At 39.9% G+C, this 23,608-nt stretch carries 21 protein-coding genes; 15 read left to right on the plus strand and 6 right to left on the minus strand.

Translation table 11 applies throughout. From position 1 onward, the window contains the following. Nucleotides 1-2: 2 nt before the first annotated feature. From ACDG22_RS11560 to ACDG22_RS11570, 3 genes are all read left to right on the plus strand, one after another. Nucleotides 3-1,154, plus strand: a complete 1,152-nt coding sequence (locus tag ACDG22_RS11560; protein WP_022126496.1) for a DUF6057 family protein — start codon at nt 3-5, stop codon at nt 1,152-1,154. Between the two features lie 109 nt (nt 1,155-1,263). Further along, a complete protein-coding gene (gene proS, locus ACDG22_RS11565) occupies nt 1,264-2,754 on the plus strand; it encodes a proline--tRNA ligase (protein WP_007569657.1) in 1,491 nt (496 codons plus the stop codon). Nucleotides 2,755-2,864: 110 nt separating this feature from the next. After that, complete coding sequence (locus ACDG22_RS11570) at nt 2,865-3,683, plus strand: MBL fold metallo-hydrolase (protein ID WP_022126497.1); 819 nt, start codon at nt 2,865-2,867, stop codon at nt 3,681-3,683. 41 nt (nt 3,684-3,724) lie between these two features. On the opposite strand, the gene ACDG22_RS11575 is transcribed toward ACDG22_RS11570, so the two are convergent. Then, on the minus strand, nt 3,725-4,618 hold the full coding sequence (locus ACDG22_RS11575) for an AraC family transcriptional regulator (RefSeq protein WP_178269941.1): 894 nt from the start codon (nt 4,616-4,618) through the stop codon (nt 3,725-3,727). A 142-nt stretch (nt 4,619-4,760) separates the two neighbouring features. On the opposite strand from ACDG22_RS11575, the gene ACDG22_RS11580 reads away from it, so the two are divergent. From ACDG22_RS11580 to ACDG22_RS11590, 3 genes are all read left to right on the plus strand, one after another. Beyond that, nucleotides 4,761-6,656 carry a CocE/NonD family hydrolase gene (locus tag ACDG22_RS11580; protein WP_178269940.1) on the plus strand — a complete coding sequence of 632 codons (1,896 nt, stop codon included), beginning with the start codon at nt 4,761-4,763 and terminating at the stop codon, nt 6,654-6,656. A gap of 335 nt (nt 6,657-6,991) precedes the next feature. Further along, nucleotides 6,992-8,086 (plus strand): Nif3-like dinuclear metal center hexameric protein, encoded by a 1,095-nt coding sequence (locus ACDG22_RS11585; protein ID WP_022125432.1) that lies wholly within the window; start codon nt 6,992-6,994, stop codon nt 8,084-8,086. 5 nt (nt 8,087-8,091) lie between these two features. Continuing rightward, the gene (locus ACDG22_RS11590) at nt 8,092-8,883 is read left to right on the plus strand and encodes a zinc ribbon domain-containing protein (RefSeq protein ID WP_007569643.1); all 792 of its coding nucleotides are present in this window, start codon (nt 8,092-8,094) and stop codon (nt 8,881-8,883) included. 263 nt (nt 8,884-9,146) lie between these two features. Here the strand turns inward: ACDG22_RS11590 and ACDG22_RS11595 are convergent, their stop codons facing one another. Beyond that, entirely contained in the window at nt 9,147-9,545 is a 399-nt protein-coding gene (locus ACDG22_RS11595; RefSeq protein ID WP_007569642.1) for a hypothetical protein, read from the minus strand. Beyond that, nucleotides 9,532-9,981 (minus strand): type I restriction enzyme HsdR N-terminal domain-containing protein, encoded by a 450-nt coding sequence (locus ACDG22_RS11600; protein WP_007569641.1) that lies wholly within the window; start codon nt 9,979-9,981, stop codon nt 9,532-9,534. Before ACDG22_RS11600 ends, ACDG22_RS11595 begins: the two co-directional genes overlap by 14 nt. 57 nt (nt 9,982-10,038) lie before the next feature. On the opposite strand from ACDG22_RS11600, the gene ACDG22_RS11605 reads away from it, so the two are divergent. The 7 genes from ACDG22_RS11605 (at nt 10,039) to ACDG22_RS11635 (ending at nt 16,551) form a co-directional block, all read left to right on the plus strand. Next, entirely contained in the window at nt 10,039-10,815 is a 777-nt protein-coding gene (locus ACDG22_RS11605) for an AMP nucleosidase (RefSeq protein WP_007569640.1), read from the plus strand. 11 nt (nt 10,816-10,826) lie between these two features. After that, entirely contained in the window at nt 10,827-11,843 is a 1,017-nt protein-coding gene (holA, locus tag ACDG22_RS11610; protein ID WP_007569639.1) for a DNA polymerase III subunit delta, read from the plus strand. Between the two features lie 861 nt (nt 11,844-12,704). Further along, the gene (locus ACDG22_RS11615; RefSeq protein ID WP_007569627.1) at nt 12,705-13,157 is read left to right on the plus strand and encodes a helix-turn-helix domain-containing protein; all 453 of its coding nucleotides are present in this window, start codon (nt 12,705-12,707) and stop codon (nt 13,155-13,157) included. Nucleotides 13,158-13,301: 144 nt separating this feature from the next. Further along, the gene (locus ACDG22_RS11620) at nt 13,302-14,078 is read left to right on the plus strand and encodes a dihydroorotate dehydrogenase electron transfer subunit (protein ID WP_007569625.1); all 777 of its coding nucleotides are present in this window, start codon (nt 13,302-13,304) and stop codon (nt 14,076-14,078) included. Continuing rightward, complete coding sequence (locus tag ACDG22_RS11625) at nt 14,066-14,977, plus strand: dihydroorotate dehydrogenase (protein WP_178269939.1); 912 nt, start codon at nt 14,066-14,068, stop codon at nt 14,975-14,977. Before ACDG22_RS11620 ends, ACDG22_RS11625 begins: the two co-directional genes overlap by 13 nt. A gap of 769 nt (nt 14,978-15,746) precedes the next feature. Next, the gene (locus tag ACDG22_RS11630; protein ID WP_007569617.1) at nt 15,747-16,088 is read left to right on the plus strand and encodes a hypothetical protein; all 342 of its coding nucleotides are present in this window, start codon (nt 15,747-15,749) and stop codon (nt 16,086-16,088) included. Nucleotides 16,089-16,113: 25 nt separating this feature from the next. After that, nucleotides 16,114-16,551, plus strand: a complete 438-nt coding sequence (locus ACDG22_RS11635; protein WP_007569615.1) for a hypothetical protein — start codon at nt 16,114-16,116, stop codon at nt 16,549-16,551. Nucleotides 16,552-16,817: 266 nt separating this feature from the next. Here the strand turns inward: ACDG22_RS11635 and trmD are convergent, their stop codons facing one another. Then, nucleotides 16,818-17,498 (minus strand): tRNA (guanosine(37)-N1)-methyltransferase TrmD, encoded by a 681-nt coding sequence (gene trmD / locus ACDG22_RS11640; RefSeq protein ID WP_007569613.1) that lies wholly within the window; start codon nt 17,496-17,498, stop codon nt 16,818-16,820. Between the two features lie 107 nt (nt 17,499-17,605). Here trmD and ligA point away from each other — a divergent pair, with 107 nt between their 5' ends. Further along, complete coding sequence (gene ligA, locus ACDG22_RS11645) at nt 17,606-19,609, plus strand: NAD-dependent DNA ligase LigA (protein WP_007569611.1); 2,004 nt, start codon at nt 17,606-17,608, stop codon at nt 19,607-19,609. Between the two features lie 147 nt (nt 19,610-19,756). Here the strand turns inward: ligA and ACDG22_RS11650 are convergent, their stop codons facing one another. After that, the gene (locus ACDG22_RS11650) at nt 19,757-20,887 is read right to left on the minus strand and encodes an ISAs1 family transposase (protein ID WP_007565353.1); all 1,131 of its coding nucleotides are present in this window, start codon (nt 20,885-20,887) and stop codon (nt 19,757-19,759) included. Between the two features lie 370 nt (nt 20,888-21,257). Here ACDG22_RS11650 and dapA point away from each other — a divergent pair, with 370 nt between their 5' ends. Further along, nucleotides 21,258-22,151 carry a 4-hydroxy-tetrahydrodipicolinate synthase gene (dapA, locus tag ACDG22_RS11655; RefSeq protein WP_007569606.1) on the plus strand — a complete coding sequence of 298 codons (894 nt, stop codon included), beginning with the start codon at nt 21,258-21,260 and terminating at the stop codon, nt 22,149-22,151. Between the two features lie 229 nt (nt 22,152-22,380). On the opposite strand, the gene ACDG22_RS11660 is transcribed toward dapA, so the two are convergent. After that, complete coding sequence (locus tag ACDG22_RS11660) at nt 22,381-23,598, minus strand: tetratricopeptide repeat protein (RefSeq protein ID WP_007569604.1); 1,218 nt, start codon at nt 23,596-23,598, stop codon at nt 22,381-22,383. Between the last annotated feature and the right edge of the window lie 10 nt (nt 23,599-23,608).

Below are 23,608 nucleotides of genomic sequence, written 5' to 3' on the forward strand. Positions count from 1 at the left end.
TTATGAATGAATATATCCATAAGAACTATAAGAAAGCCGCACGCATACAAACCGTCGTGTGCGGCTTTCTTTTTTCTATTTTCAGTTTTATCTATCTTTATGTATTTCAGTGTGATGTATTAGAGGCTTTACACTTCTCACTGGCACACGGCAAAACTCATTTTGCCCCTTTACCCAGTGCCATAATCATTACCCTGATTTTACTATTATTACGCTGGGGAGTCAATAGCCTGTTAGGCTTGAAAGGAGAGGTCCGTGCTTTGTCGTATTTTCCTTCTTGCCTTATATTGGGAGTTCTTACTGATGTAGGAAGAACTGTTTACATGTCCGACTACCATACTTCATGGGGATGGCTGCTGCCTCTGATATTACTGATATATTTTTTAGTTACTTTCTGGTTACGAAGGGTTTTCCGTGTACAATTGAATGTAGAAAGTAGTCCGATGACGCTGATGAACAGCAATCTGATTATACTGTTGGTGTTTATTATCATGACTATACTAATAGGCAACAGCAACCGCACTTTTCATCGTGAACTGGAAGCCGAACATTATCTTCGTAATCATCAATACAATGAAGTGCTGAAAATAGGCCAACATTCTACAGAAGCAAGCCGGACACTTACCGTATTGCGTAGCATTGCAATGTCGCATGCCGGAACTTTGGGAGAAAAGCTCTTTGAGTATCCGCAATATTATAAAACCGACGGATTGTTCTTTGCAAACGATTCGTCTTCTGTTCTCCGCTATACAAACGACTCTATTTACTATTTGCTGGGAGTGCGTCCGTATAACGGTGAAGACCGCATGGAGTTCCTGCATAACATTTGCTACAAAGGCACAGGGAAATCGACTTCACTCGATTATTTTCTATCGGCTTTACTTCTTGAAAAACGACTTGACACTTTTGCAACTGCCATTACCGATTTCTGTGAATCTGATGAAGAATTTGCCCGATACTATAAAGAAGCTATACTTATATATAAGGACAGTCACCCCGATTATCAGATTCAGATTACAGACAGTGCAATGATCCAGCGTTACACTGACTACAAAATCCGCCGTAAGGAATCTGGTCCACTCGTCCAGGGAAGTAACCTGATGCGTAGAGAATTTGGTGATACATACTGGTGGTATTTCGATTATCAGAACTAAAAACGCCCTGATTATTTAAATGAATAATAGTTTTTGTAGGCTATCAATGTCTTTTTTACTAATTTTGCATCTCTGAAAAGCGATATAAAAGATAATAACAACATAAATTATGGCAAAAGAATTAAAAGACCTCACCAAAAGAAGTGAGAACTATTCACAATGGTACAATGATTTGGTAGTAAAAGCCGATTTGGCAGAGCAGTCACCAGTACGTGGATGTATGGTCATCAAACCTTACGGATACGCCATCTGGGAAAAAATGCAACGCATATTGGACGATATGTTCAAAGCAACCGGACACGTAAATGCATACTTTCCGTTGCTTATCCCGAAATCATACCTGAGCCGTGAAGCAGAACATGTAGAAGGTTTTGCCAAAGAGTGTGCCGTAGTAACTCACTACCGTTTGAAAAACGCAGAAGATGGTTCTGGAGTTATTGTCGACCCTGCAGCTAAACTGGAAGAAGAACTGATTATCCGTCCGACTTCAGAAACAATCATCTGGAGTACATATAAAAACTGGATTAACTCATACCGTGACCTGCCTATCTTGTGCAACCAGTGGGCAAACGTAATGCGCTGGGAAATGCGTACACGTCTGTTCCTGCGTACTGCCGAATTCTTGTGGCAGGAAGGTCACACAGCACATGCTACTCGTGAAGAAGCTGAAGCTGAAGCACAGAAAATGTTGCATGTATATGGTGATTTCGCAGAAAAATACATGGCAGTACCTGTTATCAAAGGTGTTAAATCGGCTAATGAACGTTTTGCCGGAGCACTTGATACTTACACTATCGAAGGTTTGATGCAAGACGGAAAAGCACTTCAGTGTGGTACTTCTCACTTCCTCGGACAGAACTTTGCTAAAGCATTCAATGTACAGTTTGTCGACAAAAACAACAAGCTGGATTATGTATGGGCTACTTCATGGGGAGTTTCTACTCGTCTGATGGGTGCACTGATTATGACTCACTCTGACGATAACGGTCTGGTTCTTCCTCCGCATTTGGCTCCGATACAGGTAGTCATCGTTCCTATCTACAAGAACGACGAACAACTGAAACAAATCGATGCGAAAGTAGAAGGTATCGTAACCAAGTTGCGTGAAATGGGAATCTCTGTTAAGTACGATAATGCTGACAACAAACGTCCGGGATTCAAGTTTGCTGATTACGAACTGAAAGGTGTTCCTGTACGTCTTGTCATGGGAGGACGTGATCTGGAAAACAATACAATGGAAATCATGCGCCGCGATACACTGGAAAAAGAAACTCGTTCTTGCGATGGTATCGAAGAATATGTAAAGAACCTGCTTGAAGAAATACAGGAAAATATTTACCAGAAAGCATTGAAGTACCGCAACGAACACATCGTAAAAGTAAACACTTACGATGAGTTTAAGGAACAAATTGAAAAGGGTGGATTCATTCTGGCTCACTGGGATGGTACAACTGAAACAGAAGAACGTATCAAGGAAGAAACCAAAGCTACTATCCGCTGTCTTCCGTTCGAAGCAGACGAAGAAAGTCTTACTCCGGGCGTAGATATGGTAACAGGCAAACCGTCGGCTCGCCGCGTATTGTTTGCACGTGCATATTAATTTCAGGTAATTCAACCTTATTATAATTCGGAGCAACAAGTATCTAGGCTGACGGAAGAAAGCCGATATTTGTTGCTCTTTTTTTATCATAATCAACTGTCAAGAAGCTTATGGAAACAAATGAAACAACGGAACTTGTCATGCTGGGAACGGGAAATGCTGCGGTTACCCAGTGCTATAATACCTGCTTTGCCTTGCGTCATCCGAATAAAACCCTGCTGGTCGATGCCGGAGGAGGAAACGGAATACTTATCCAACTAGAGAAAGCAGGCATACCACTGACCGATATTCATGCCATGTTCATTACCCATGCACATACCGATCATATATTAGGAGCTGTATGGGTGGTACGTGTCGTCGCTCAGCTTATGCAGGCTGGAAAATATGATGGTACGTTCCACGTATATGGACACGACAAAGCCATACAAGTACTCGACTGGATTTGCCGCATGACACTTCCTGCCAAAATTGTAGCCCGGCTGGGAAATGGCATCGAACTACATATCGTCGACAACGGAATGTGTTTCGAAGCCGGAGGCTTCACCCTGCAGTGCTTCGACATAGCCTCAACCAAAGAAAAACAATATGGTTTCAGTACAATACTTCCCGATGGGAAAAAACTGGTATGTCTTGGTGATGAACCTTATAATGAATTGAATCACGATTACGTAATGGGAGCCGACTGGTTGTTATGTGAGGCTTTCTGTCTGTACGACGACCGTGAACGCTTCAAGCCTTACGAAAAGCATCATAGTACAGCTCTCGATGCCGGACGACTCGCTTCGAAACTGAATGTAAAGAATCTGCTGCTCTATCACACGGAGGACAAGACACTCGCTACCCGAAAAGAGCGATATACTGCTGAAGCACAACAGGTGTTTACTGGCTGCATCTATGTTCCCGATGATTTAGAAAAGATTATTCTGTGAAATAAGAGCATTTTCCTAGTAAGCTTACCTGTGAACAGCTCTTATCTGTTTACTCCTTTCAGACGAAATATATGAGGAGAAACACCAGCCTTCGACTTAAAAAATTTGCCGAAGGCTGACTGATCAGAAAAATTCAGTTCCTCTGCAATCTGTTGGGCAGTATAGTCAGTACGGGTAAGCAGGCGGCAGGCTTCTGCATAAAGCATGCCCCCCAGAAAATAAGCAGCGGTTTTCCCTGTCTGCCGCCGAATAATGCGAGACAGATAAGTGGTTGTAACAGACAGCCTGCTGGCATAAAAATTTATATAGTGCTCCCGCTTATAATGAGCAACTACCAACGCCATAAAGTCGTGAAACAGTCTTTCGGTACGTCCCAGTGATACCGGAAGGGAAGATACACGTTCCTCTATCACCTCAAGTACCAGTAACATACAAGTATACACCAGGCTCTGAATAATTTCTTTTTGATAAGTATTGCGGCTAATGATAGCCATACGGATCTGTTCCATACACTTCAGGATAGCAGTCTGCATTTCTTGTTTTAGTTGAATCACAGGTGTATCAGTGCGGCAAAAGTAATAAGAATATGTCTGAAAGGCAGGATTGGACGACAGCATATGCTCGAATAAACTCCTTTCGCACATCAAGTTCATGCATCTGAAATCGTCCGTACAACCTGTGAGTGAAACCAGCATATTAGGCGAAAACAACAACATATCACCTTTCTGTACATTATATTCTTTATAATTGAGTATATAGTGTGCCATACCTTCCTCCACAACTATAAACGAAAACATGTCTGCAAGAACAGGGGGTATCTTACTGATATTTTTCATATCGCTTTTGGTGCAGAAACAAGCTATACTTTCCTCCCATACTTCATTAATCCGATGATACGTTATCAGCTCCGGCAGACGAATGATTCTTTCTTCCATAACCAGTAAATAATGTTTTTTCCTATTACAAATTTATATTCTGTTTCGTAATTAACCAGTTATGTTTCCAGATTTAACATACAATTACGGCAAAAAGTGCAGAACTTTGCCAAAAAGAAAATTAAACAAAACAGATATGATAATGAGTAGAAAAAACATGATCGGGGCAGTATTGCTTGCTATACTTGCCCCACAACTATTACCTGCACAGCAACAGCAAATGACTTTGCACAATGTTTCAGGCGAAACCTTCGACGTTCCATTGCGTAAGGCACTTCCCGTCGATGCACCTCGTGTCCGATATCCTGGATTTAAACAAGAAACTCTTATCCTGAAAGCAGGAACCGTACGTCGTGAGGGAGCTATGCCTTTGCCCTGTGACATACTGCTGGAACGGGATATTCCTATTAAATTACGCGATGGAGTAACTATCTACACCGATGTTTTCCGTCCGGTAAACGAAGAGAATTGTCCGGCTATTCTTGCCTGGAGTCCATATGGGAAAGAAATCGGAGGACAAATGCTCAATGATGTCCCGATGCGTTCGGGTGTGGCAATCAGTGCCACCTCAGGGCTCGAAAAATTTGAAGGTCCTGACCCTGCTTATTGGGTAGCACACGGATATGCTGTGGTTAATCCCGACAAACGTGGTGCATATATGTCTGAAGGCAACCTGCTTTACTGGGGACATGAAGATGCGCTTGACGGCTGCGATGTGATAGAATGGATTGCATCCCAGAAATGGTGCAATGGCAAAGTTGGCATGTCCGGCAATTCTTGGCTGACAGTATCACAATGGTTCATTGCCGCCGAACAACCGAAGCACTTGGCTGCCATCGCTCCTTGGGAAGGTTTTTGTGATCATTTTCGCGAGTCAAGTCACAGGGGAGGAATACCCATGCCGGAATTTCCGGAAATGATAGCCGAAACATTCTCTTCTGCCCACGGAATGCTCGAGGATCAGCCACGCATGATTGTAGAACAGCCATTCATGTGCAGCTATTGGGAAGACAAGGCAGCCCGTCTGGAAAACATCACTGTCCCGGCCTATGTAGTAGCAAGTTATACTAACTCTGTACATACACATGGAACCTTTGCGGGATATCGCCGTATCTCATCGGATAAGAAATGGCTACGAGTGCACGATACCAATGAGTGGTACGATTATTATTCGCCGGAAAACGTGGAAGACTTGCGTCGTTTCTTTGATTATTACTTAAAAAACATTGACAACGGATGGGAGCAAACACCTAAAGTACGCTTGTCTGTACTTAATCCTGGAGGTAAAAATATTGTAAACCGTGTGGAAAATGAATTCCCGTTGGCGCGTACCAAGTATACCAAGCTATATCTTTCGGCTGCCGACTCTTCACTTTCAACCAGTCTGCCGCAAAAAGAGACAATCAGTTCCTACCAGTCGGAAAGCAGACAGCCGAAAGTTACTTATCGGTTCCGTATGACAAAACCTACCGAAATAACCGGTTATATGAAACTGCACTTATGGGTATCTGCCCCCGACCATGACGATATGGATCTTGCCATCAAAGTAGAGAAACTTTCAAAAGACGGAAAGCCTTTCTTTGATCCGACAGGAGCAACTATCGCCGCTACAGGATATATGCGGGCATCCATGCGCCAGCTCGACACACTGCGTACCACAGAAGCGGAACCATATTACACATACACTACGGAACAAAAACTGAAACCCGGCGAAATCGTTCCGCTGGAAATTGAAATATGGCCGATGGGGCTGATGTTCGACAAGGATGAAATACTCCAGCTTACCGTAGAAGCCTATCGCCCTGCCGCGGCGGCCATTCCTTTCGGATCTGCAAGAATCAGCATTCCCAATGAGGGGTATACTTACCAACCGGGAAACAATGTCGATCTGGTTACACTGGGAGGCAATGAAAATCAGTGTGCCGATCCGAAAGAAGTGGTAACTTCCCCCGCTAGTCATAACGCAGGAAAGCACTGTATATATACAGGAGGACGCTACGACAGCTACCTGTATCTGCCTGTTATCCCGGAGAAATAATACGCACAAATACTTACCTGTTATATTCTTGCCGGAAAGATTACGATTTTTCCGGCAATTTTATGAAAAAACATCAGCTTATTTTTTTATTTTTTGTACAAACTGTTTGCTTTATTTGTACGAACTATCCTGATTTTTTGTACAAAACAGAATAAAGTTTGTACAAAAAATCAGAACTTGTCTTGATTTTTCCCAACGAAGATTTCCTTCTTTTCGTCATATCCTTACCAGACGGTCAACAAGCCTTGCTGCAACCCAAAAACAATAAAAAGTATGTCTCAAACATAAATATATCGCAGAAAATTTGTATCTTTGCATGAAAATTTTCGCGAAACATGAAAATTAAGGAAGTAGTAGATGCCCTTGAGATGTTCGCGCCTCTGCCTTTGCAAGACGGATTCGACAATGCCGGATTGCAAATCGGATTGACAGACGCGGAAGCTGCAGGGGCTTTGTTGTGTCTGGACGTAACCGAAGCAGTGGTAGACGAAGCCATTTCGCTGGGTTACAACCTGATTGTATCACACCATCCTCTTATTTTTAAGGGGTATAAGTCGATAACCGGGAAAGATTATGTAGAACGTTGCATCATGAAGGCAATCAAACATGATATTGTAATCTTCTCGATGCATACCAATCTGGATAATGCTCCCCAGGGAGTCAATTACAAAATTGCCGAAAAGATAGGTTTACAGAACGTACAGATACTGGAACCCAAAGAAAATGCACTGCTGAAGCTGGTAACATTTGTTCCTGTCAAACAGGCAGAACAAGTCCGTCAGGCACTATTCAATGCCGGATGCGGATGTATAGGCAACTACGACTCATGCAGCTATAATCTGGAAGGAAAGGGGACTTTCCGTGCCGGAGAGGGTACACATCCTTTCTGCGGCAAACAAGGAGAACTGCACGAAGAACCCGAGGTACGTATTGAGACCATTTTACCAGCCTTCAAAAAATCGGCAGTCGTACGAGCTCTGATTGCTGCTCATCCATACGAAGAACCGGCATACGATTTATATCCTCTGCAAAACAACTGGAGCCAGGCTGGTGCAGGAGTAGTGGGTGAACTTCCAACTCCGGAAGCTGAAGACGATTTTCTGCATCGCATCAAACATACGTTCGAAGTAGGCTGCGTAAAACATTCGCGCACCAACGGACGGATGATTCGGAAAGTTGCTCTTTGTGGAGGTGCAGGTGCATTTTTATTGCCCCGTGCAGTGGCAAGCGGCGCCGATGTATTCATTACCGGAGAAGTGAAATACCACGATTATTTCAGTTATGAAAACAGTATTCTGGTAGCTGAAATAGGGCATTATGAAAGTGAACAATATACAAAAGAAATATTTTATTCAATCATACGGGAAATGTTTCCGTCACTTAGCGTCAGCATGACGAGTGTCAATACAAATCCCATCAAATATTTGTAATAACTATGGCTAAAGAAGCAAAAAAAGATCCCAGCGAACTGAGCGTTGAAGAAAAACTGAAAGCACTGTATCAGTTGCAAACAATGTTGTCTGAAATCGACAAAATCAAGACATTGAGAGGAGAGTTGCCTCTTGAAGTACAAGACCTGGAAGACGAAGTTACAGGTTTGAGCACACGTATCGAGAAAATCAAGACTGAAATAGACGAACTGAAGTCGAATATTGCCAGCAAGAAAATCGAAATTGAAACAGCAAAGGCTTCGGTTGAAAAATATAAAGCTCAGCAGGACAATGTACGCAACAACCGCGAATATGACGTGCTGACTAAGGAAATCGAATTCCAGAGCCTGGAAATCGAACTGTGCGAAAAGCGTATCAAAGAATATACTGCTTCAATCAAGGCAAAAGAAGAAGAAATAGAAAAGAGCAATACAGCTTTGGAAGAAAGAAAGAAAGACCTGGAAGTTAAGAAAAACGAACTGGAGGAAATTATTTCTGAAACCAAGCAGGAAGAAGAAAAGCTGAGAGAAAAAGCTAAGAATCTGGAAACAACTATCGAGCCTCGTTTGCTTCAGGCTTTCAAACGTATCCGTAAGAACTCTCGTAACGGATTGGGTATTACTTACGTTCAGCGTGATGCATGTGGTGGTTGCTTCAACAAAATCCCGCCTCAGAAACAGTTGGATATCCGTATGCGTAAGAAAATCATCGTGTGCGAATATTGCGGACGTATCATGATAGACCCAGAACTGGCTGGTATTGTTGCTGAAAAGCACTTAGAAACAAAGATTAAATAATATTCCGGTTCTACGGACATAAAGATAGACTGCTCCGGTATATTCTGGCTTACATCGCCGGATATACCGGATCTTTTTATTTACTAAGCGAAGAAATAATATAATAATTTTCCTGTACTTATGATAAATAATCTGTATAATTCAAATCAAACAACTACATAGTTAATACATTATATATCAATATATAGAGATGTGTATTAAACTGAATATAAAGATAATAATATTATACAGATAAAATTAAGACAAAGCCTTAATCACAAGGCTCATTTATTTCTCGACTTCAAAGCGAGAAATGGAGCTGCTCCAGTTGCTACAACCACCAGCAACCATAAATTTCCACTTGAGGGATTGTAAGCCTTCAACAGTTCACAGACAGAGCTTCCCGTAGCAAGTCCCATACCGAATTCAAACAAGACTGTCAGCAATATCCATACAAAAGATATAACCAGACAATCCGTACGGGAGAGCTTCTTGACGCGAGATAATAATATTTTAGCAACGAGTAATATCGATATGCTTAATATAATTCCACTAACAGCCAAAGCACACTTATCGAGTAGAAATTTTACCAGCACATAATCGCGAAAACCTCCGTTCAGTATAGCAACCGGAATGAAGCTGATCCATATCGGAAGAGAAACAAATAAACTACAAAGATGCATAGTCCGGAATCTCTGGAAGGAACACATATGAGTTAGTTGCATAATCGATACGACAGCAATAATGATTGATACCATTGGTCACAATCAGATATTCTACCCGAAGCACCATGTTGTAACGCGTTATCTGATCGAACACAGCTTGGGTAATCACTACATCCGGAGCCTTATATTCTACTATCATTTTAGCCGTCAGATTACGGTTGTACAATACCGTATCACAGCGCTTCTTCGTACCGTTTAAGTTAATCTGTATCTCATTTGCCAGCAATCCTGAAGGATATCCCTTATGCATTAACAAGTAATTGGTAAAGTGCTGTCGCACCCATTCCTCAGGAGTCAGGGCAACGTATTTCTTGCGCAATACGTCGAAAATGTATTTTTTTCCCTCTTTATTAGAGATTTTAAACGAGTAAGGTGGTAAATTTAATGCCAACATTTCGTAAATTTGCAATAATAGACAAAATCGTTTTTCATACAAAAATACGAAAATATCATGAAAACTAAGGCAGAAATCGTGGCAAACTGGTTACCACGATACACAAAAAGAAAACTAGAAGACTTCGGAGAATACATCTTGTTGACCAACTTCAACAAGTATGTAGAGATATTTGCAGATCGCTTTAACGTCCCTATTTTAGGTCATGATGCTAATATGATTTCTGCACACGCAGAAGGAATTACTATTATCAACTTCGGAATGGGAAGCCCGAATGCAGCCATCATCATGGACCTGCTGAGTGCTATCCATCCCAAAGCTTGCCTTTTCCTGGGTAAATGTGGAGGTATAGATAAGAAAAACCAGATAGGCGATTTGATCCTGCCTATTGCTGCCATACGAGGCGAAGGTACTTCGAACGATTATTACCCGCCAGAAGTCCCCGCCTTGCCTGCGTTTATGCTACAGCGTGCTGTTTCATCTGCTATCCGCGACCATTCACGCGACTATTGGACCGGCACAGTCTACACAACTAACCGCCGCATATGGGAACACGATGACGACTTTAAAAAGTATCTTTTGAAGACACGTGCCATGGCAGTAGATATGGAAACCGCAACCCTTTTCACAACAGGATTTGCAAATCATATCCCGACAGGCGCACTACTGTTAGTATCCGACCAGCCAATGATACCGGAAGGAGTAAAAACAGAAAAGAGTGACTCGCTCGTCACACAGCAGTTTGTCAACGAACATGTAGAGATCGGAATCGATGCGCTACGTATGATTATCGATGAAAAGAAGACAGTGAAGCATCTGAAATTTGACTGGTAATTTTACTATCCATGGCAAAAGAAACAACATACGAAGAGATAGTCAGGAACATAAAAAACAAGGTCTATTCTCCCATTTATTTTCTTATGGGAGAAGAAGACTATTATATCGATCGCATAGCTGATTACATCATGGACAGTGTGCTGAATGAAACCGAAAAGGAGTTCAACCAGACTGTTCTGTATGGTGCAGATACAGATATTGCCACCATTATCAACGGTGCTAAACGCTATCCGATGATGTCGAAATATCAGGTTCTGGTTGTAAAAGAAGCCCAAAATTTAAAGAATCTGGATGAGCTGGTTTACTACCTGCAAAAGCCTATGCCATCTACAATTTTGGTCATCTGCTACAAACACGGATCATTAGACCGAAGAAAAAAACTTACAGCAGAAATCGAAAAGACCGGAGTTCTGTTCGAATCAAAAAAGCTGAAAGATGCACAGCTTCCGGGATTCATCGCTTCATATTTAAAACGTAAACAAGTAGAAATAGAACCTAAAGCGGCCGAGATGATGGCCGAATTTGTTGGTACCGATTTAAACCGAATGGCAGGCGAATTGGAAAAATTAATTATCACCCTGCCCAGCGGTCAGAAGCGTATCACTCCGGAACAAATAGAGCGAAATATCGGAATAAGCAAAGACTATAATAACTTCGAATTACGCAATGCACTTATCGCCAAAGATATTTTAAAAGCAAATCAGATAGTAAATTATTTTGAAGAAAATCCTAAAAACAATCCACTTCAGGTGACTCTGGCAGTCCTCTTTAATTTCTATGCAAATCTGATGCTGGCATACTATGCTCCCGAAAAAACAGAACAGGGAATCGCCGCACAATTAGGGCTGCGTTCTCCCTGGCAAGCCAAAGACTATATGCTTGCTATGAGAAGATACACGGGAGTAAAAGTAATGCAGATCATCGGAGCAATCCGTATGTGTGATGCTAAGTCGAAAGGAATAGGTAACGCGTCAATATCGGATGGTGAATTGTTAAAGGAACTTATCTTCATGATTCTTCATTGACATCTAATTTCTGACCACTAAAAAAACGAAAAGGAAGACTCTGTTCTGTACGTTTTATCATTAAATGTTACAGGACAGAGTCTTTTTTTTATACCCACACGAGATTTTAAAATTCAGGAACGAACGAATCATTGGCCGCAATTTTTTAAATCTGAGAGCATAAGGATTTTGGATAAAACGGGAAGAAACCTAATCAATATGTATAACACATAAAAGGGTAATACAGCAATAACACGGAATCAAGAAATAAACTTCTCCCAATATACAAATCAATCTCTAAATTTTTCCTTTACGAATGTATAGGTGTAAACTTGGTCATTAAAGGAAGCTAGTATATAATAAATAATCTCTATTTACAATTGTTTGAGTATTTTTGTAAACAAATGTAATAAACACATTTGTAAACCGCCACACAAAAGTACATAAGTATAGATGTATTAGAGATAAATGCCTGAATAGGAGAGGGGAGAGCCATTTGTTTTGTATACAATTCTATATGTAAACGAGTGATTATTCATTAAATAATTATACTATGGAATATAGTAAAAACCAGTATTTTACTATTCATTTTCCAAGAAAAGCTTTAACAAATTTACATTTGTTTTAATAAAAGAGCAGTATCTTGGTAAAACAAATGTATTTTACTATAATAATTATTTATTAATCAGAAGAATATGCCATTATATTAAAGTAATTACTTTACATTATATCAAGCAATTTACATTCGTAAATACTAAAAAGCACATCCAGTATTTACATTTATAAATCACTTTTGTTTCTAACTTTTATATATGTAAATTTGCAAAAGAAAACATAAAACATTACCTTTGTAAACAGATAAATAATCTATTCCATTTGTTAATGAAGGACCGTATTATACAAATCATGCAGAAAGAAGGCTTGAGTAATGCCGAGTTTGCCGAAAAGATTGGGATTTCCACATCTTCACTATCGCATATATTCAATGGCAGAAATAAACCAAGCCTTGATGTTGTTATGCGTATCCATAAAGCTTGTCCATATGTTAACATTGAATGGTTACTATACGGAGAAGGTGAAATGGAAGGTGAAAATACGCCAGACACTGCAACACCTCAGTACACACAAGGCTTTGAGAATCCCGAAAAATCGACCGAGAGCCCAATTCTTTTTGATTTTCGCAAGGAAAATGTATCAGAAACGCCTGCTTATACACCTAAAGAATCTGTACGTGAGGAAATTAGATACATAGAAAAGCCTCACCCAAAAATCACTGAAATAAGAATTTTCTTCGATAATGGTACGTATCAGGTATTCAAACCTGAAAAAAACTAATAAAATCTTTATATCCGGATAAAAGTACAGCTTATTATCGGATAATTTATTTAGATAGAATCAGGGACTTTCCCATAACCAAAAGAAAGATACTAGGGTAAATTCGTTATCTTTGCAAAACAAAACGAATTTACCCTAGTTTTTATGAAAAAATACATATTAGATTTGACAGTAACAGAGAACATACGTTTACATGCAAACTATGTTCTGATTAAGCTGACTCAGTCCGCTCCGCTACCGGATATGCTTCCGGGGCAGTTCGCCGAAATTCGTATTGACGGTTCAAATACAACCTTCCTTCGGCGTCCCATTTCTATTAATTATGTAGACAGAAAGACCAACGAGGTGTGGTTTCTTGTACAACTCGTTGGTGATGGCACACGTAAACTGGCTACTGTAAAAGAAGGTGATATAGTAAATGTAGTATTGCCATTAGGAAACGGGTTCTCTATGCCGGAAAATCCTGACAGAAAAGTTCTTTTAGTAGGTGGTGGCGTGGGTACTGCTCCGATGCTTTATCTGGGTGAAGCATTGCTGAAGATGGGCTGCAAGCCGACTTTCCTATTGGGTGCACGTTCTAAGAACGATCTGCTGCAACTGGAACAGTTCGAGCAGTTCGGCGATGTATATACCACTACTGAAGACGGAAGTATGGGAGAAAAAGGTTATGTGACAATGCACAGTGTTCTGAAAGACAATAAGTTTGATATGATTTACACTTGTGGTCCCAAACCAATGATGGTAGCTGTAGCCAAATATGCCAAAGCTAACAATATTGAATGTGAAGTATCTTTGGAAAATACCATGGCATGCGGCGTCGGAGCCTGTCTGTGCTGCGTAGAAAAGACCGATGAAGGTCATGTATGTGTTTGTAAAGAAGGTCCTGTATTTAATATAAAGAAACTATTATGGCAGATTTAAGTGTAAACATCGGTAAATTAGAAATGTCGAATCCGGTGATGACAGCATCGGGTACATTTGGATATGGACTAGAATTTCAGGACTTTGTAGACCTGGAAAAGATTGGCGGTATCATTGTAAAAGGTACAACACTACATCATCGCGAAGGTAATCCGTATCCGCGTATGGCAGAAACTCCTATGGGTATGCTGAACGCCGTAGGATTGCAAAACAAAGGTGTACATTACTTTGTAGACCACATCTATCCGCAGATTAAGGATATACGCACAAATATGATTGTAAACGTTTCAGGTTCACAAGTGGAAGACTACGCTGAAACAGCAAGCATAATTAATGAACTGGACAATATCCCGGCCATCGAGCTGAATATTTCCTGCCCGAACGTAAAACAAGGTGGTATGGCATTCGGCGTTACAGCGCATGGCGCAGCCGAAGTAGTCAGTGCAGTACGTAAGGTATATCACAAAACACTGATCGTAAAACTCTCTCCAAACGTAACCGACATTACAGAAATAGCACGAGCTGCAGAAGGAGCCGGAGCCGACAGTGTATCACTCATCAATACTTTACTGGGAATGGCTATCGATGCTGAAAAGCGTAAACCTATCTTATCAACAGTAACAGGTGGTATGAGCGGTGCTGCCGTAAAACCAATTGCCTTGAGAATGGTTTGGCAGGTAGCTAAAGCTGTAAAGATTCCAGTAGTAGGACTAGGTGGTATCATGAACTGGAAAGATGCTGTTGAGTTCTTGCTGGCAGGTGCTACTGCTATTCAGATAGGAACTGCAAACTTTATCGACCCTGCTATTACAGTTAAAGTGGTCGATGGCATCAACGACTATCTGGAACGTCATGGATACTCATCTGTACGCGAAATTATCGGAGCTTTAGAAGTTTAAAATATTTTTACATCAGATACTCTATAAAGCTATTTAACTAACAAGAAGAACTATGTACATTGAAAAGAGAATGTATATAGTTCTTCTTCGTATATATGGGAAAATGAATTATTCTTCTTTTCTTCCTTTCGATATAAAATGTAAAATTATTTCTCTTTCAGCAAATCCGGAAACAGACGTCGTGTACAAGTAGTACTCCTTGAATAAAGCGAACAAGCGTATTCTCGTAAGCTGCCTGATAGATACATACCCTTATTTCATATGTTCTTTTAAGAAATACAACAGAGCCCATACTTTTCTCATATCCACTTATAATAAAAAATATTTAATTAAGTTTATTCCCCGCTCAATGTACAACGCTTCGGAATTCCTTTGGGCACTCTCTATATTTGCCATTCAACATAGAAAATTCAACAACAAGCTGAAAGGTGAATTGGGAATTCTTATGGCTTTTCACTCTGCCTGCCGGTTTCTGTTCTACATCGAACCAACAATACACAGAACTTTTTTCTAATGTCAGATTTGTATTCAACCGAACACTACCAATCGGGCACCATTTCTCAATACAGTAGAATATTCCGATACAAGTAAAAGCAAAGAATCCTGCCCTTATATCGGGATGGAGTTTAAGTCACTTGTCAGATATTGAAAAGTAAAGATATTTATACGTCATACATAACCATTCAATTCATTTGGCTAATCCGACAAAAAACTTTATATTTGTGAGTATAGAGAAGATAAAAGTAATAACCCTTAAATTACATTACCAATGAAAAAAGCAATATCTTTTCTTTCGCTTCTTCTGATGGCAATTATTGCATTTGCTGAGCCTCATTTCGTCAGCCTTTCAAATAAAGGAGGAAAAACCACAGTTATCTTTACACTTACTTCAGACGATAAAGATAGTAATAACGGGCTCGGCATAGAAAATATCATGCTCGAATGTGACAATGGTAAAACTTATAAAGCCAAACACGTGGATGCCCAATTTGGAGATACAACAACAGTTATCGTAAAATTCAAAAAGCTATCCAAGTTGGAAAATTCTCGTCTGAAATTCTGCATCAACGGCGAAGATAAATATATCGACATCCCAACGGATATGAATTAATATTATATTTATAAATTGACACAGTATGGAAAACTTCAAGGTTAAAAACAGATTGGTTTATGGAGGTTACATAGCCTTACTGTGGCTTCTTGGAGGATTGGCATTCTATTATATACTGAATATAATTACCCAATCTCCTGAAGAAGACTCCAGCCTTCTATGCCATTATTCATCCTACATTGTAATAGGAATAGTTATAAGTTGGATGCACAGCCGTACCTATTATTCTTTAATGAATGGTATCTTACAGATACGGACTCCACATGTCATAGTGAAAACCCTGATTTTACAAAATATCATAAAAGCAGATTGTCATGCATCTGCGAAGTTTCATCTTCTTCGTGGGTGGTATAATGTATCTCTGACTGATCAGAAAGGAAAGAAAGTCTACTTATATACTGAGAATGCAAAAAGACTGATTGAATTATTAAAGGAAAAGAATATTGAAATGTCTGTACTATGATTTCCCTAATGCAGGAGTGAAAACTGTGGTATTTGCGCAGATTATAGAGCTATTATTTTAAGAAGGAAACTGGATCTTAATACAAAGAACAAATTAGTAGATGAGGAATTAGGATTTCTGAATATAATAAAGGAAGAGTCTGGATTATTCAACACCCAAAAACTCTTCCTTTATTATTATCTTTTTTATTTACTATAAAACAACATCCGAATATTATGCAATATCACGACATACAACTATTCATGTTATCCTATATAAGAGGATTCTTATTTATCTTCCAGCAAATCTGGTCTCAGACGCTGTGTACGCTCCAGTGACTGCTGAAATTCCCATTCACGAATCTTAGCCTCATGCCCAGACAAAAGGACATCAGGAACTTTCCAACCATTATATTCAGCCGGACGGGTGTACACTGGAGGAGCCAGTAAATTATCTTGAAACGAATCTGATAAGGCTGACTGTTCGTCGGAAATGACGCCAGGAATAATTCGCACGATAGCATCCGATATTACGGCTGCTGCCAGTTCACCTCCAGTCAGCACGTAATCTCCGATACTGATTTCCTTCGTAATGAAATGTTCGCGAATACGATAGTCTATGCCTTTAAAGTGTCCGCAAAGAATAATCAGATTCTCGCTCATGGAAAGTGTGTTCGCCATTTTCTGGTTAAACTGCTCGCCATCGGGAGTTGTAAAAATAACTTCATCGTAATGACGCTCAGCTTTTAAAGCCGAGATACAACGGTCTATAGGTTCAATTTTCATAACCATTCCCGCACATCCTCCAAAAGGATAATCATCCACCTTACGGTAGCGGTCGTAAGCATAATCACGCAGGTTATGTATGTGTATCTCTGCAATACCTTTCTTTTGTGCACGGCTCATGATAGAACAATTAAAAAAACCTTCTATCATTTCTGGCAAAACAGTTATAATATCTATTCTCATAAGTCTTTGTTATTTTTTTTGCAAAAGTACAAAGTTTCCGCCGTACCCACATAGCCCACTATGACATTTTTACTATTTTTGCAAGAAACATCATTTTATCATATAACATGACTGACATTGAAAGAATAGACCAGCTACGTGAAGAACTGCATGTTCATAACTATAACTATTATGTACTGAATGCACCCGTTATTTCCGACCTGGAATTCGATAAGCTGATGCGTGAACTGCAAGATCTGGAAGCACTACACCCAGAATACTACGATCCTAATTCACCTAGTGTTCGTGTAGGAAGCGATTTGAATAAGAACTTCACGCAAGTAGAACATAAGTATCCAATGCTCTCGTTGGGCAATACATATTCTCAGGCAGAAGTAACCGAATTTTACGAACGTGTAAGTAAATCATTGAACGAAGAATTCGAGCTCTGCTGCGAAATGAAATATGATGGTACGTCCATCTCACTGACGTATGAAGACGGAAAGTTAGTACGTGCCGTAACTCGAGGTGACGGAGTAAGAGGAGATGACGTAACCGATAATGTAAAAACAATCCGTTCTATACCTTTAGTTCTGCATGGAGAAGGATATCCAAAGAATTTTGAAATACGAGGTGAAATTTTGATGCCGTGGAATGTATTCGAAGAGCTGAATCGCGAACGTGAACTTCGCGAAGAGCCTTTGTTTGCAAATCCTCGTAATGCAGCTTCGGGAACACTGAAATCGCAGAACTCTGCTGTAGTGGCAAACCGTAAGCTTGATGCTTATCTGTATTACTTGTTGGGAGATAATCTTCCTCACGACGGACATTATGAAAACCTTCAGGAAGCAGCCAAGTGGGGATTCAAGATTTCGCATATATCGCGTAAAGCACGTACTTTGCAGGAGGTGTTCGATTTTATCAACTATTGGGATGTAGAACGCAAAAATCTTCCTGTTGCAACCGACGGTATCGTTCTGAAAGTAAATTCTCTTCGTCAGCAACGTAATTTGGGATATACAGCAAAATCTCCCCGTTGGGCAATAGCTTATAAATTTCAGGCTGAGCGTGCGCTTACAAAACTCGAAAAAGTTACTTACCAGGTAGGAAGAACAGGAGCCGTAACACCCGTTGCCAACCTAGATCCGGTACAGCTTTCGGGAACTGTTGTACGTCGTGCTTCATTACATAACGCTGATATCATTGCTTCTCTCGACCTTCATATCGGCGATATGGTGTATGTAGAAAAAGGAGGAGAGATTATACCTAAAATAACAGGAGTGGAAGTTTCTGCCCGTCCAGCTGGAAGTGAAAAAGTAACTTTTATCACACATTGTCCCGAATGCGGAAGTGAATTGGTTCGTTACGAAGATGAAGCCGCCTATTACTGTACGAACGAAACGGCATGTCCGCCACAGATTAAAGGTAAGATTGAACATTTTATCAGTCGTCGTGCCATGAATATAGAAGGTCTAGGTCCTGAAACTGTTGATCTGTTTTATCAAGAAGGATTAATTCACGATATAGCCGACCTTTACACCTTACAGACAGCTGATATCTGCCGTCTGGAACGCATGGGAGAGAAATCTGCCGAAAATATTATTCAAGGAATCGAGCGTTCTAAAGAGGTCCCATATGAACGTGTACTATTTGCTTTAGGTATACGATTCGTAGGTGAAACTGTTGCTAAAAAGGTAGCAAAAGCCTTTCGTTCGATAGAGGCACTTGCTTCGGCCAATCTCGATGATTTAATCCATGTAGATGAAATCGGTGAAAAAATAGCTGGAAGTATCATTCAGTATTTTGCTAATGAGAAAAATCGCATATTGGTGGAAAGACTTCGTCAGTCGGGGCTTAAACTGGAAGCTGACGAAGAAGACTTATCGGGATATTCTGACAAACTGAAAGGAATGTCTATCGTAATAAGCGGAGTCTTTGCCCGTCATTCACGCGATGAGTATAAAGCCCTAATCGAAAAACATGGAGGGAAAAATGTAGGCAGTATATCGAAAAAGACATCTTTCATTTTGGCTGGAGACAATATGGGACCAAGTAAACTGGAAAAGGCACAACAGCTTAATATCCCAATTAAGGATGAAAATGAGTTTTTGGCTATGATTGAAGAAGAATAAATTGACATATCCTCATTTAATACACGGCTCTTTCATTTAAGCTTAGATAAAGGCACATAATTCCCCCACCCACTTCTTATGGGAAGTAGGGATTTTGTTATGATTGATACCCAAAACGTTACGAATCCTCTGAAATTACAAATTATCTCATTTTTGATCCAGCATATGTATCATTGCGGTAAAGTCCAAAGAAAGTTCTCTAATAAGTTCGGCCGTTCCCTTAGCCTTGTCGGAGAGCTTTTTCCTTTTACCTTTCCATATAGAAAGTATTGCCAGTACTATCCTCTGTATCGTGTCAAGGTTTCTGGCGGACCTTGCACTATTCCGCCTGATGAAGTCCTGCCTCAGGTTGCGGTCAAGGTCCCAGTGCATGCTTTCTATTGCCCAATGCATTCTGGCTATTGTACTCAGCCGCCTGGCACTTCCGTGAAAACTGGAGACATAGAACCTCCTCTCGGAAGATTTCTGACCATCAGATTTTCTCTCCGTTGCAGTCCGTATTTCGACAACCGTCAGATTTCCATTCCACTTTTTCCTGTCCGTAATCAGGTCATTTCCACGAAAGATACGGCATACTCTGGTCTCTATTCTGCCATGTTCAAGAAAAGGGCCTTCCGAATATACATCCACAGGCTCTGCAAGTTCGACATTGTCCTCAACCCCATATCGCAGAGTTCTCTGGTTTGCCTTCAGCTCGATAAGGAAATCACCGCCTTTTTCCCGGATTTTATCTATGATGGCTTTCTGGAAGGACATGGCGTCTGCCGTAACTATGCATCCTGACACATCCACCTTGTCCAACAGTTTGGGTACGGAAGTTATCTCGTTGCTTTTTTCTTCACACATGTCCGTGGCAAGGGTGAAACCTCCTTCAAGGGAATAGGCGGATACGATGTCGGGGGTGCGTCCGTTTTCAAGTACCGTCCCTCTCATTGCCTTGCCGTCAATACAGAGGATGTCTCCGGCACAACCGACAAGCTCATCATGGAAGGTGGAGGTAAATTCAGACATCCGCTCAGACATGGCTTCATCATCAATATGTTTGAATATACGGCAGAGCGTAGGTTCAGAAGGCACACCGTCCAACAAAATTCCTAAAGAGCGGAAGCGTTTCAGATTACGCTCGCCGAATCTGATTATATCCGGTCTTGTCATACACTTGCCCAGCCGTCCGAGTATTACAAGGAGAAGAATATCTTCCAGCTTGTATTTGTAGTTTCCCTTGTCTGTCCTGCGGTAATCCGGCACTGATTTCACAAATTCTTTCAGATGTTTCATTATGCTGCCACGACGGCAGAATGCATGTTTCTTTTTTATATATTAGACATGCAAAATGTTGCATATCAGCAAAATAAATCTTATTTTCGCATAGCGAAAATTAAGGCGGAAATCAAAAAACGACCTCTGTCGCATTTGATTTCCGCCTACAAAAATAATTTTATATGAACGATAAAAAGAAACACCGGAAGCGGTGCTTCCTGCATCGCTGTGCGCAAAAATAATGGTTTTTCGGAGAATAACAAGGATTATAGAGGTTGTTTTAAATGAAAGAGCCGTGCATTTAATAAGCAAAAAAGTGATAAAATCGAAGTATAAATAGAAAATATTCGTACTTTTGTATATTTAAAATAGCATTTATATTTTATTTATGATACAAAGAAGGTTGAAAGGAATGGGAGTCGCATTAATTACTCCCTTCAATGAAGACGGAAGTGTGGACTATGATTCCCTGATAAAATTAGTTGAATTTCAGGTACAGAACGGTACTGATTTTTTGTGTGTATTAGGTACTACCGCAGAAACTCCGACTCTGACAAATGAAGAAAAGCAGAAGATAAAACGACTCGTCATAGAACGTGTTAATGGACGTATTCCTATATTATTAGGAATAAGCAGTAATTGCACTCAAACCGTGGTCGACACTTTAAAGAACGATGACTTCACAGGGGTAGATGCCGTCCTGGTGGCTGTACCATATTATAATAAGCCCTCGCAAGAAGGCATTTATCAGCACTATAAAGCTATTGCTGAAGCTACTCAACTGCCTATAGTATTATATAATGTTCCCGGGCGTACAGGTGTTAATATGACGGCCGAAACAACACTTCGTTTAGCTCGTGATTTCGACAATATTGTAGCAATAAAGGAAGCCTCCGGTAACATTACCCAAATGGATGATATCATTAAAAATAAACCTGCTAATTTTGATGTTATATCAGGTGATGACGGAATAACATTCCCGCTAATAACATTAGGAGCAGTAGGAGTTATTTCTGTAATAGGAAATGCATTTCCTCGTGAGTTTAGCCGTATGACACGTTTGGCACTAGCCGGCGATTATAATAGTGCTTTATCTATTCATCATCAATTTACAGAATTATTCAAATTATTATTTGTTGATGGAAATCCTGCTGGAGTTAAAGCCATGTTAAGCATGATGGGAATGATAAAGAATCGTTTACGCTTACCATTAGTTCCAACACGCATCACGACTTTTGAAGAGATGAGACGTATTTTAAATGAATTGAAAATAAAATGCTAATCTGATTTTATATAAAAAAATAAGCCTGATATCTATATCAGGCTTATTTTTTATCTATCTTTACTAACATTTAAGCATAGCTTTTTTATTTTATAATCGGTATTATGTTTAATTATATATTTAGAAATCTTCTATTCCATCCTACAACTTCATTATAGATTATTGAATAAAAAAAGGCCACCCCAATTTCTTGAGGCAGCCCCTATCGTAAAAAGAATAAAACTTCAAATTACATAGTCAATTCCTTTTCCAAAGCATCATATTCAGCCTTATTCAATTTCCAATATATGTTCAACAAATATTGTCCCCATAATTGTCTATTGTCTGGCTTAAGTTCTTTAGCTTTTTCGTAGTTAGGTCTTGCTTTTTCGTAATATTCCTTGATCTTAGCTTCATTTGCAGCGTACTTCGGATCGTCCATAGAAATCTTACTGTTTTCTTCTACAATAACTTGTGCTGGGAAGAAATAGCAATCACCAATCTTAGAATATGCTTCAGCTACGAAATCAGAGTTCTTTGCAATGATAGAGTTAAATGTAGCAATAGCTGCATCATAATCTTTCTTTTCGTACTGCAAAACACCCTTTACATACAAGAAGTACGGAGTTTCATTCTTTGCCAAAACCTGATCGATTTCAGTTAATCCATCATCAATTCTACCTTTCTGGATATAATAGTCCATCAAGTTACCAATGAAATATTCCTGAGATGGGAATCTTTCTGTACCTTCCTTGATAGTAGCTAACCATTGAGTTGAATCAGGATTTTCACCTTTACCATAAGCTTCAGCCAAGCACATCAAAGCTCTATAGCCTTCTTCTTTGTGAGATTTACCTACAGTTGCATATTTAACAACTGCATCCTTATCATTCAAAGAGTTTGCAGCCAACGCAGCATAACATGCGATTAGCGGAGTCAATGTATCATTCTTTACTGCATCTTCTTCTTCAAACATCGGATTTTCTGCTGCATCAACATACAAGCCAAAGAATTTCAAAGCATTAGCATAATTTCCTGAATTGTAAGCATCAGAACCACCATTAGTCAAGTTGGGACGAACTGTAGCCAATGTCTTTGATAATTTCTTTCTTAATTTAGGCTTCTTCAATTCTCCACTCTTTACTTTTGCCTGTTCTACTTCATCACATTTTGTATAATATTCGAACATTTTAACCAAACTGTTATACAATTTTGATGTATCAGCCTGACCACCCGGCAAATAAAGCTTCATGTTTTCTTCATCGTAGATTGCCTTCTGGAAATCACCAGCCAATTTCCATGTTTCAGGATCATTGGCAGTTGAAGGATCAACCAAAGCTGGTTCAATTATCTGCGCTGCCTTTACAGGATCACTTTTTGCAGATTTAGCTTCCTTTACAACACTTTCCTGTGCTGACACAGCACATGCTGTAAGGAATAAAGCTGTAGTAAACAATACTTTTTTCATAACTGTTTTT

The sequence above is a fragment of the Phocaeicola coprocola genome (genome assembly GCF_041333015.1).
Lineage (GTDB): Bacteria > Bacteroidota > Bacteroidia > Bacteroidales > Bacteroidaceae > Phocaeicola > Phocaeicola coprocola.

Excerpts from the sequence above, each read along its gene's own strand:
- ACDG22_RS11560 (WP_022126496.1), top strand. The coding sequence starts at position 3 with ATGAATGAATATATCCATAAGAACTATAAGAAAGCCGCACGCATACAA.
- proS (WP_007569657.1), top strand. The coding sequence starts at position 1,264 with ATGGCAAAAGAATTAAAAGACCTCACCAAAAGAAGTGAGAACTATTCA.
- ACDG22_RS11570 (WP_022126497.1), top strand. The coding sequence starts at position 2,865 with ATGGAAACAAATGAAACAACGGAACTTGTCATGCTGGGAACGGGAAAT.
- ACDG22_RS11575 (WP_178269941.1), bottom strand. The coding sequence starts at position 4,618 with ATGGAAGAAAGAATCATTCGTCTGCCGGAGCTGATAACGTATCATCGG.
- ACDG22_RS11580 (WP_178269940.1), top strand. The coding sequence starts at position 4,761 with ATGAGTAGAAAAAACATGATCGGGGCAGTATTGCTTGCTATACTTGCC.
- ACDG22_RS11585 (WP_022125432.1), top strand. The coding sequence starts at position 6,992 with ATGAAAATTAAGGAAGTAGTAGATGCCCTTGAGATGTTCGCGCCTCTG.
- ACDG22_RS11590 (WP_007569643.1), top strand. The coding sequence starts at position 8,092 with ATGGCTAAAGAAGCAAAAAAAGATCCCAGCGAACTGAGCGTTGAAGAA.
- ACDG22_RS11595 (WP_007569642.1), bottom strand. The coding sequence starts at position 9,545 with ATGCATCTTTGTAGTTTATTTGTTTCTCTTCCGATATGGATCAGCTTC.
- ACDG22_RS11600 (WP_007569641.1), bottom strand. The coding sequence starts at position 9,981 with ATGTTGGCATTAAATTTACCACCTTACTCGTTTAAAATCTCTAATAAA.
- ACDG22_RS11605 (WP_007569640.1), top strand. The coding sequence starts at position 10,039 with ATGAAAACTAAGGCAGAAATCGTGGCAAACTGGTTACCACGATACACA.
- holA (WP_007569639.1), top strand. The coding sequence starts at position 10,827 with ATGGCAAAAGAAACAACATACGAAGAGATAGTCAGGAACATAAAAAAC.
- ACDG22_RS11615 (WP_007569627.1), top strand. The coding sequence starts at position 12,705 with ATGAAGGACCGTATTATACAAATCATGCAGAAAGAAGGCTTGAGTAAT.
- ACDG22_RS11620 (WP_007569625.1), top strand. The coding sequence starts at position 13,302 with ATGAAAAAATACATATTAGATTTGACAGTAACAGAGAACATACGTTTA.
- ACDG22_RS11625 (WP_178269939.1), top strand. The coding sequence starts at position 14,066 with ATGGCAGATTTAAGTGTAAACATCGGTAAATTAGAAATGTCGAATCCG.
- ACDG22_RS11630 (WP_007569617.1), top strand. The coding sequence starts at position 15,747 with ATGAAAAAAGCAATATCTTTTCTTTCGCTTCTTCTGATGGCAATTATT.
- ACDG22_RS11635 (WP_007569615.1), top strand. The coding sequence starts at position 16,114 with ATGGAAAACTTCAAGGTTAAAAACAGATTGGTTTATGGAGGTTACATA.
- trmD (WP_007569613.1), bottom strand. The coding sequence starts at position 17,498 with ATGAGAATAGATATTATAACTGTTTTGCCAGAAATGATAGAAGGTTTT.
- ligA (WP_007569611.1), top strand. The coding sequence starts at position 17,606 with ATGACTGACATTGAAAGAATAGACCAGCTACGTGAAGAACTGCATGTT.
- ACDG22_RS11650 (WP_007565353.1), bottom strand. The coding sequence starts at position 20,887 with ATGAAACATCTGAAAGAATTTGTGAAATCAGTGCCGGATTACCGCAGG.
- dapA (WP_007569606.1), top strand. The coding sequence starts at position 21,258 with ATGATACAAAGAAGGTTGAAAGGAATGGGAGTCGCATTAATTACTCCC.
- ACDG22_RS11660 (WP_007569604.1), bottom strand. The coding sequence starts at position 23,598 with ATGAAAAAAGTATTGTTTACTACAGCTTTATTCCTTACAGCATGTGCT.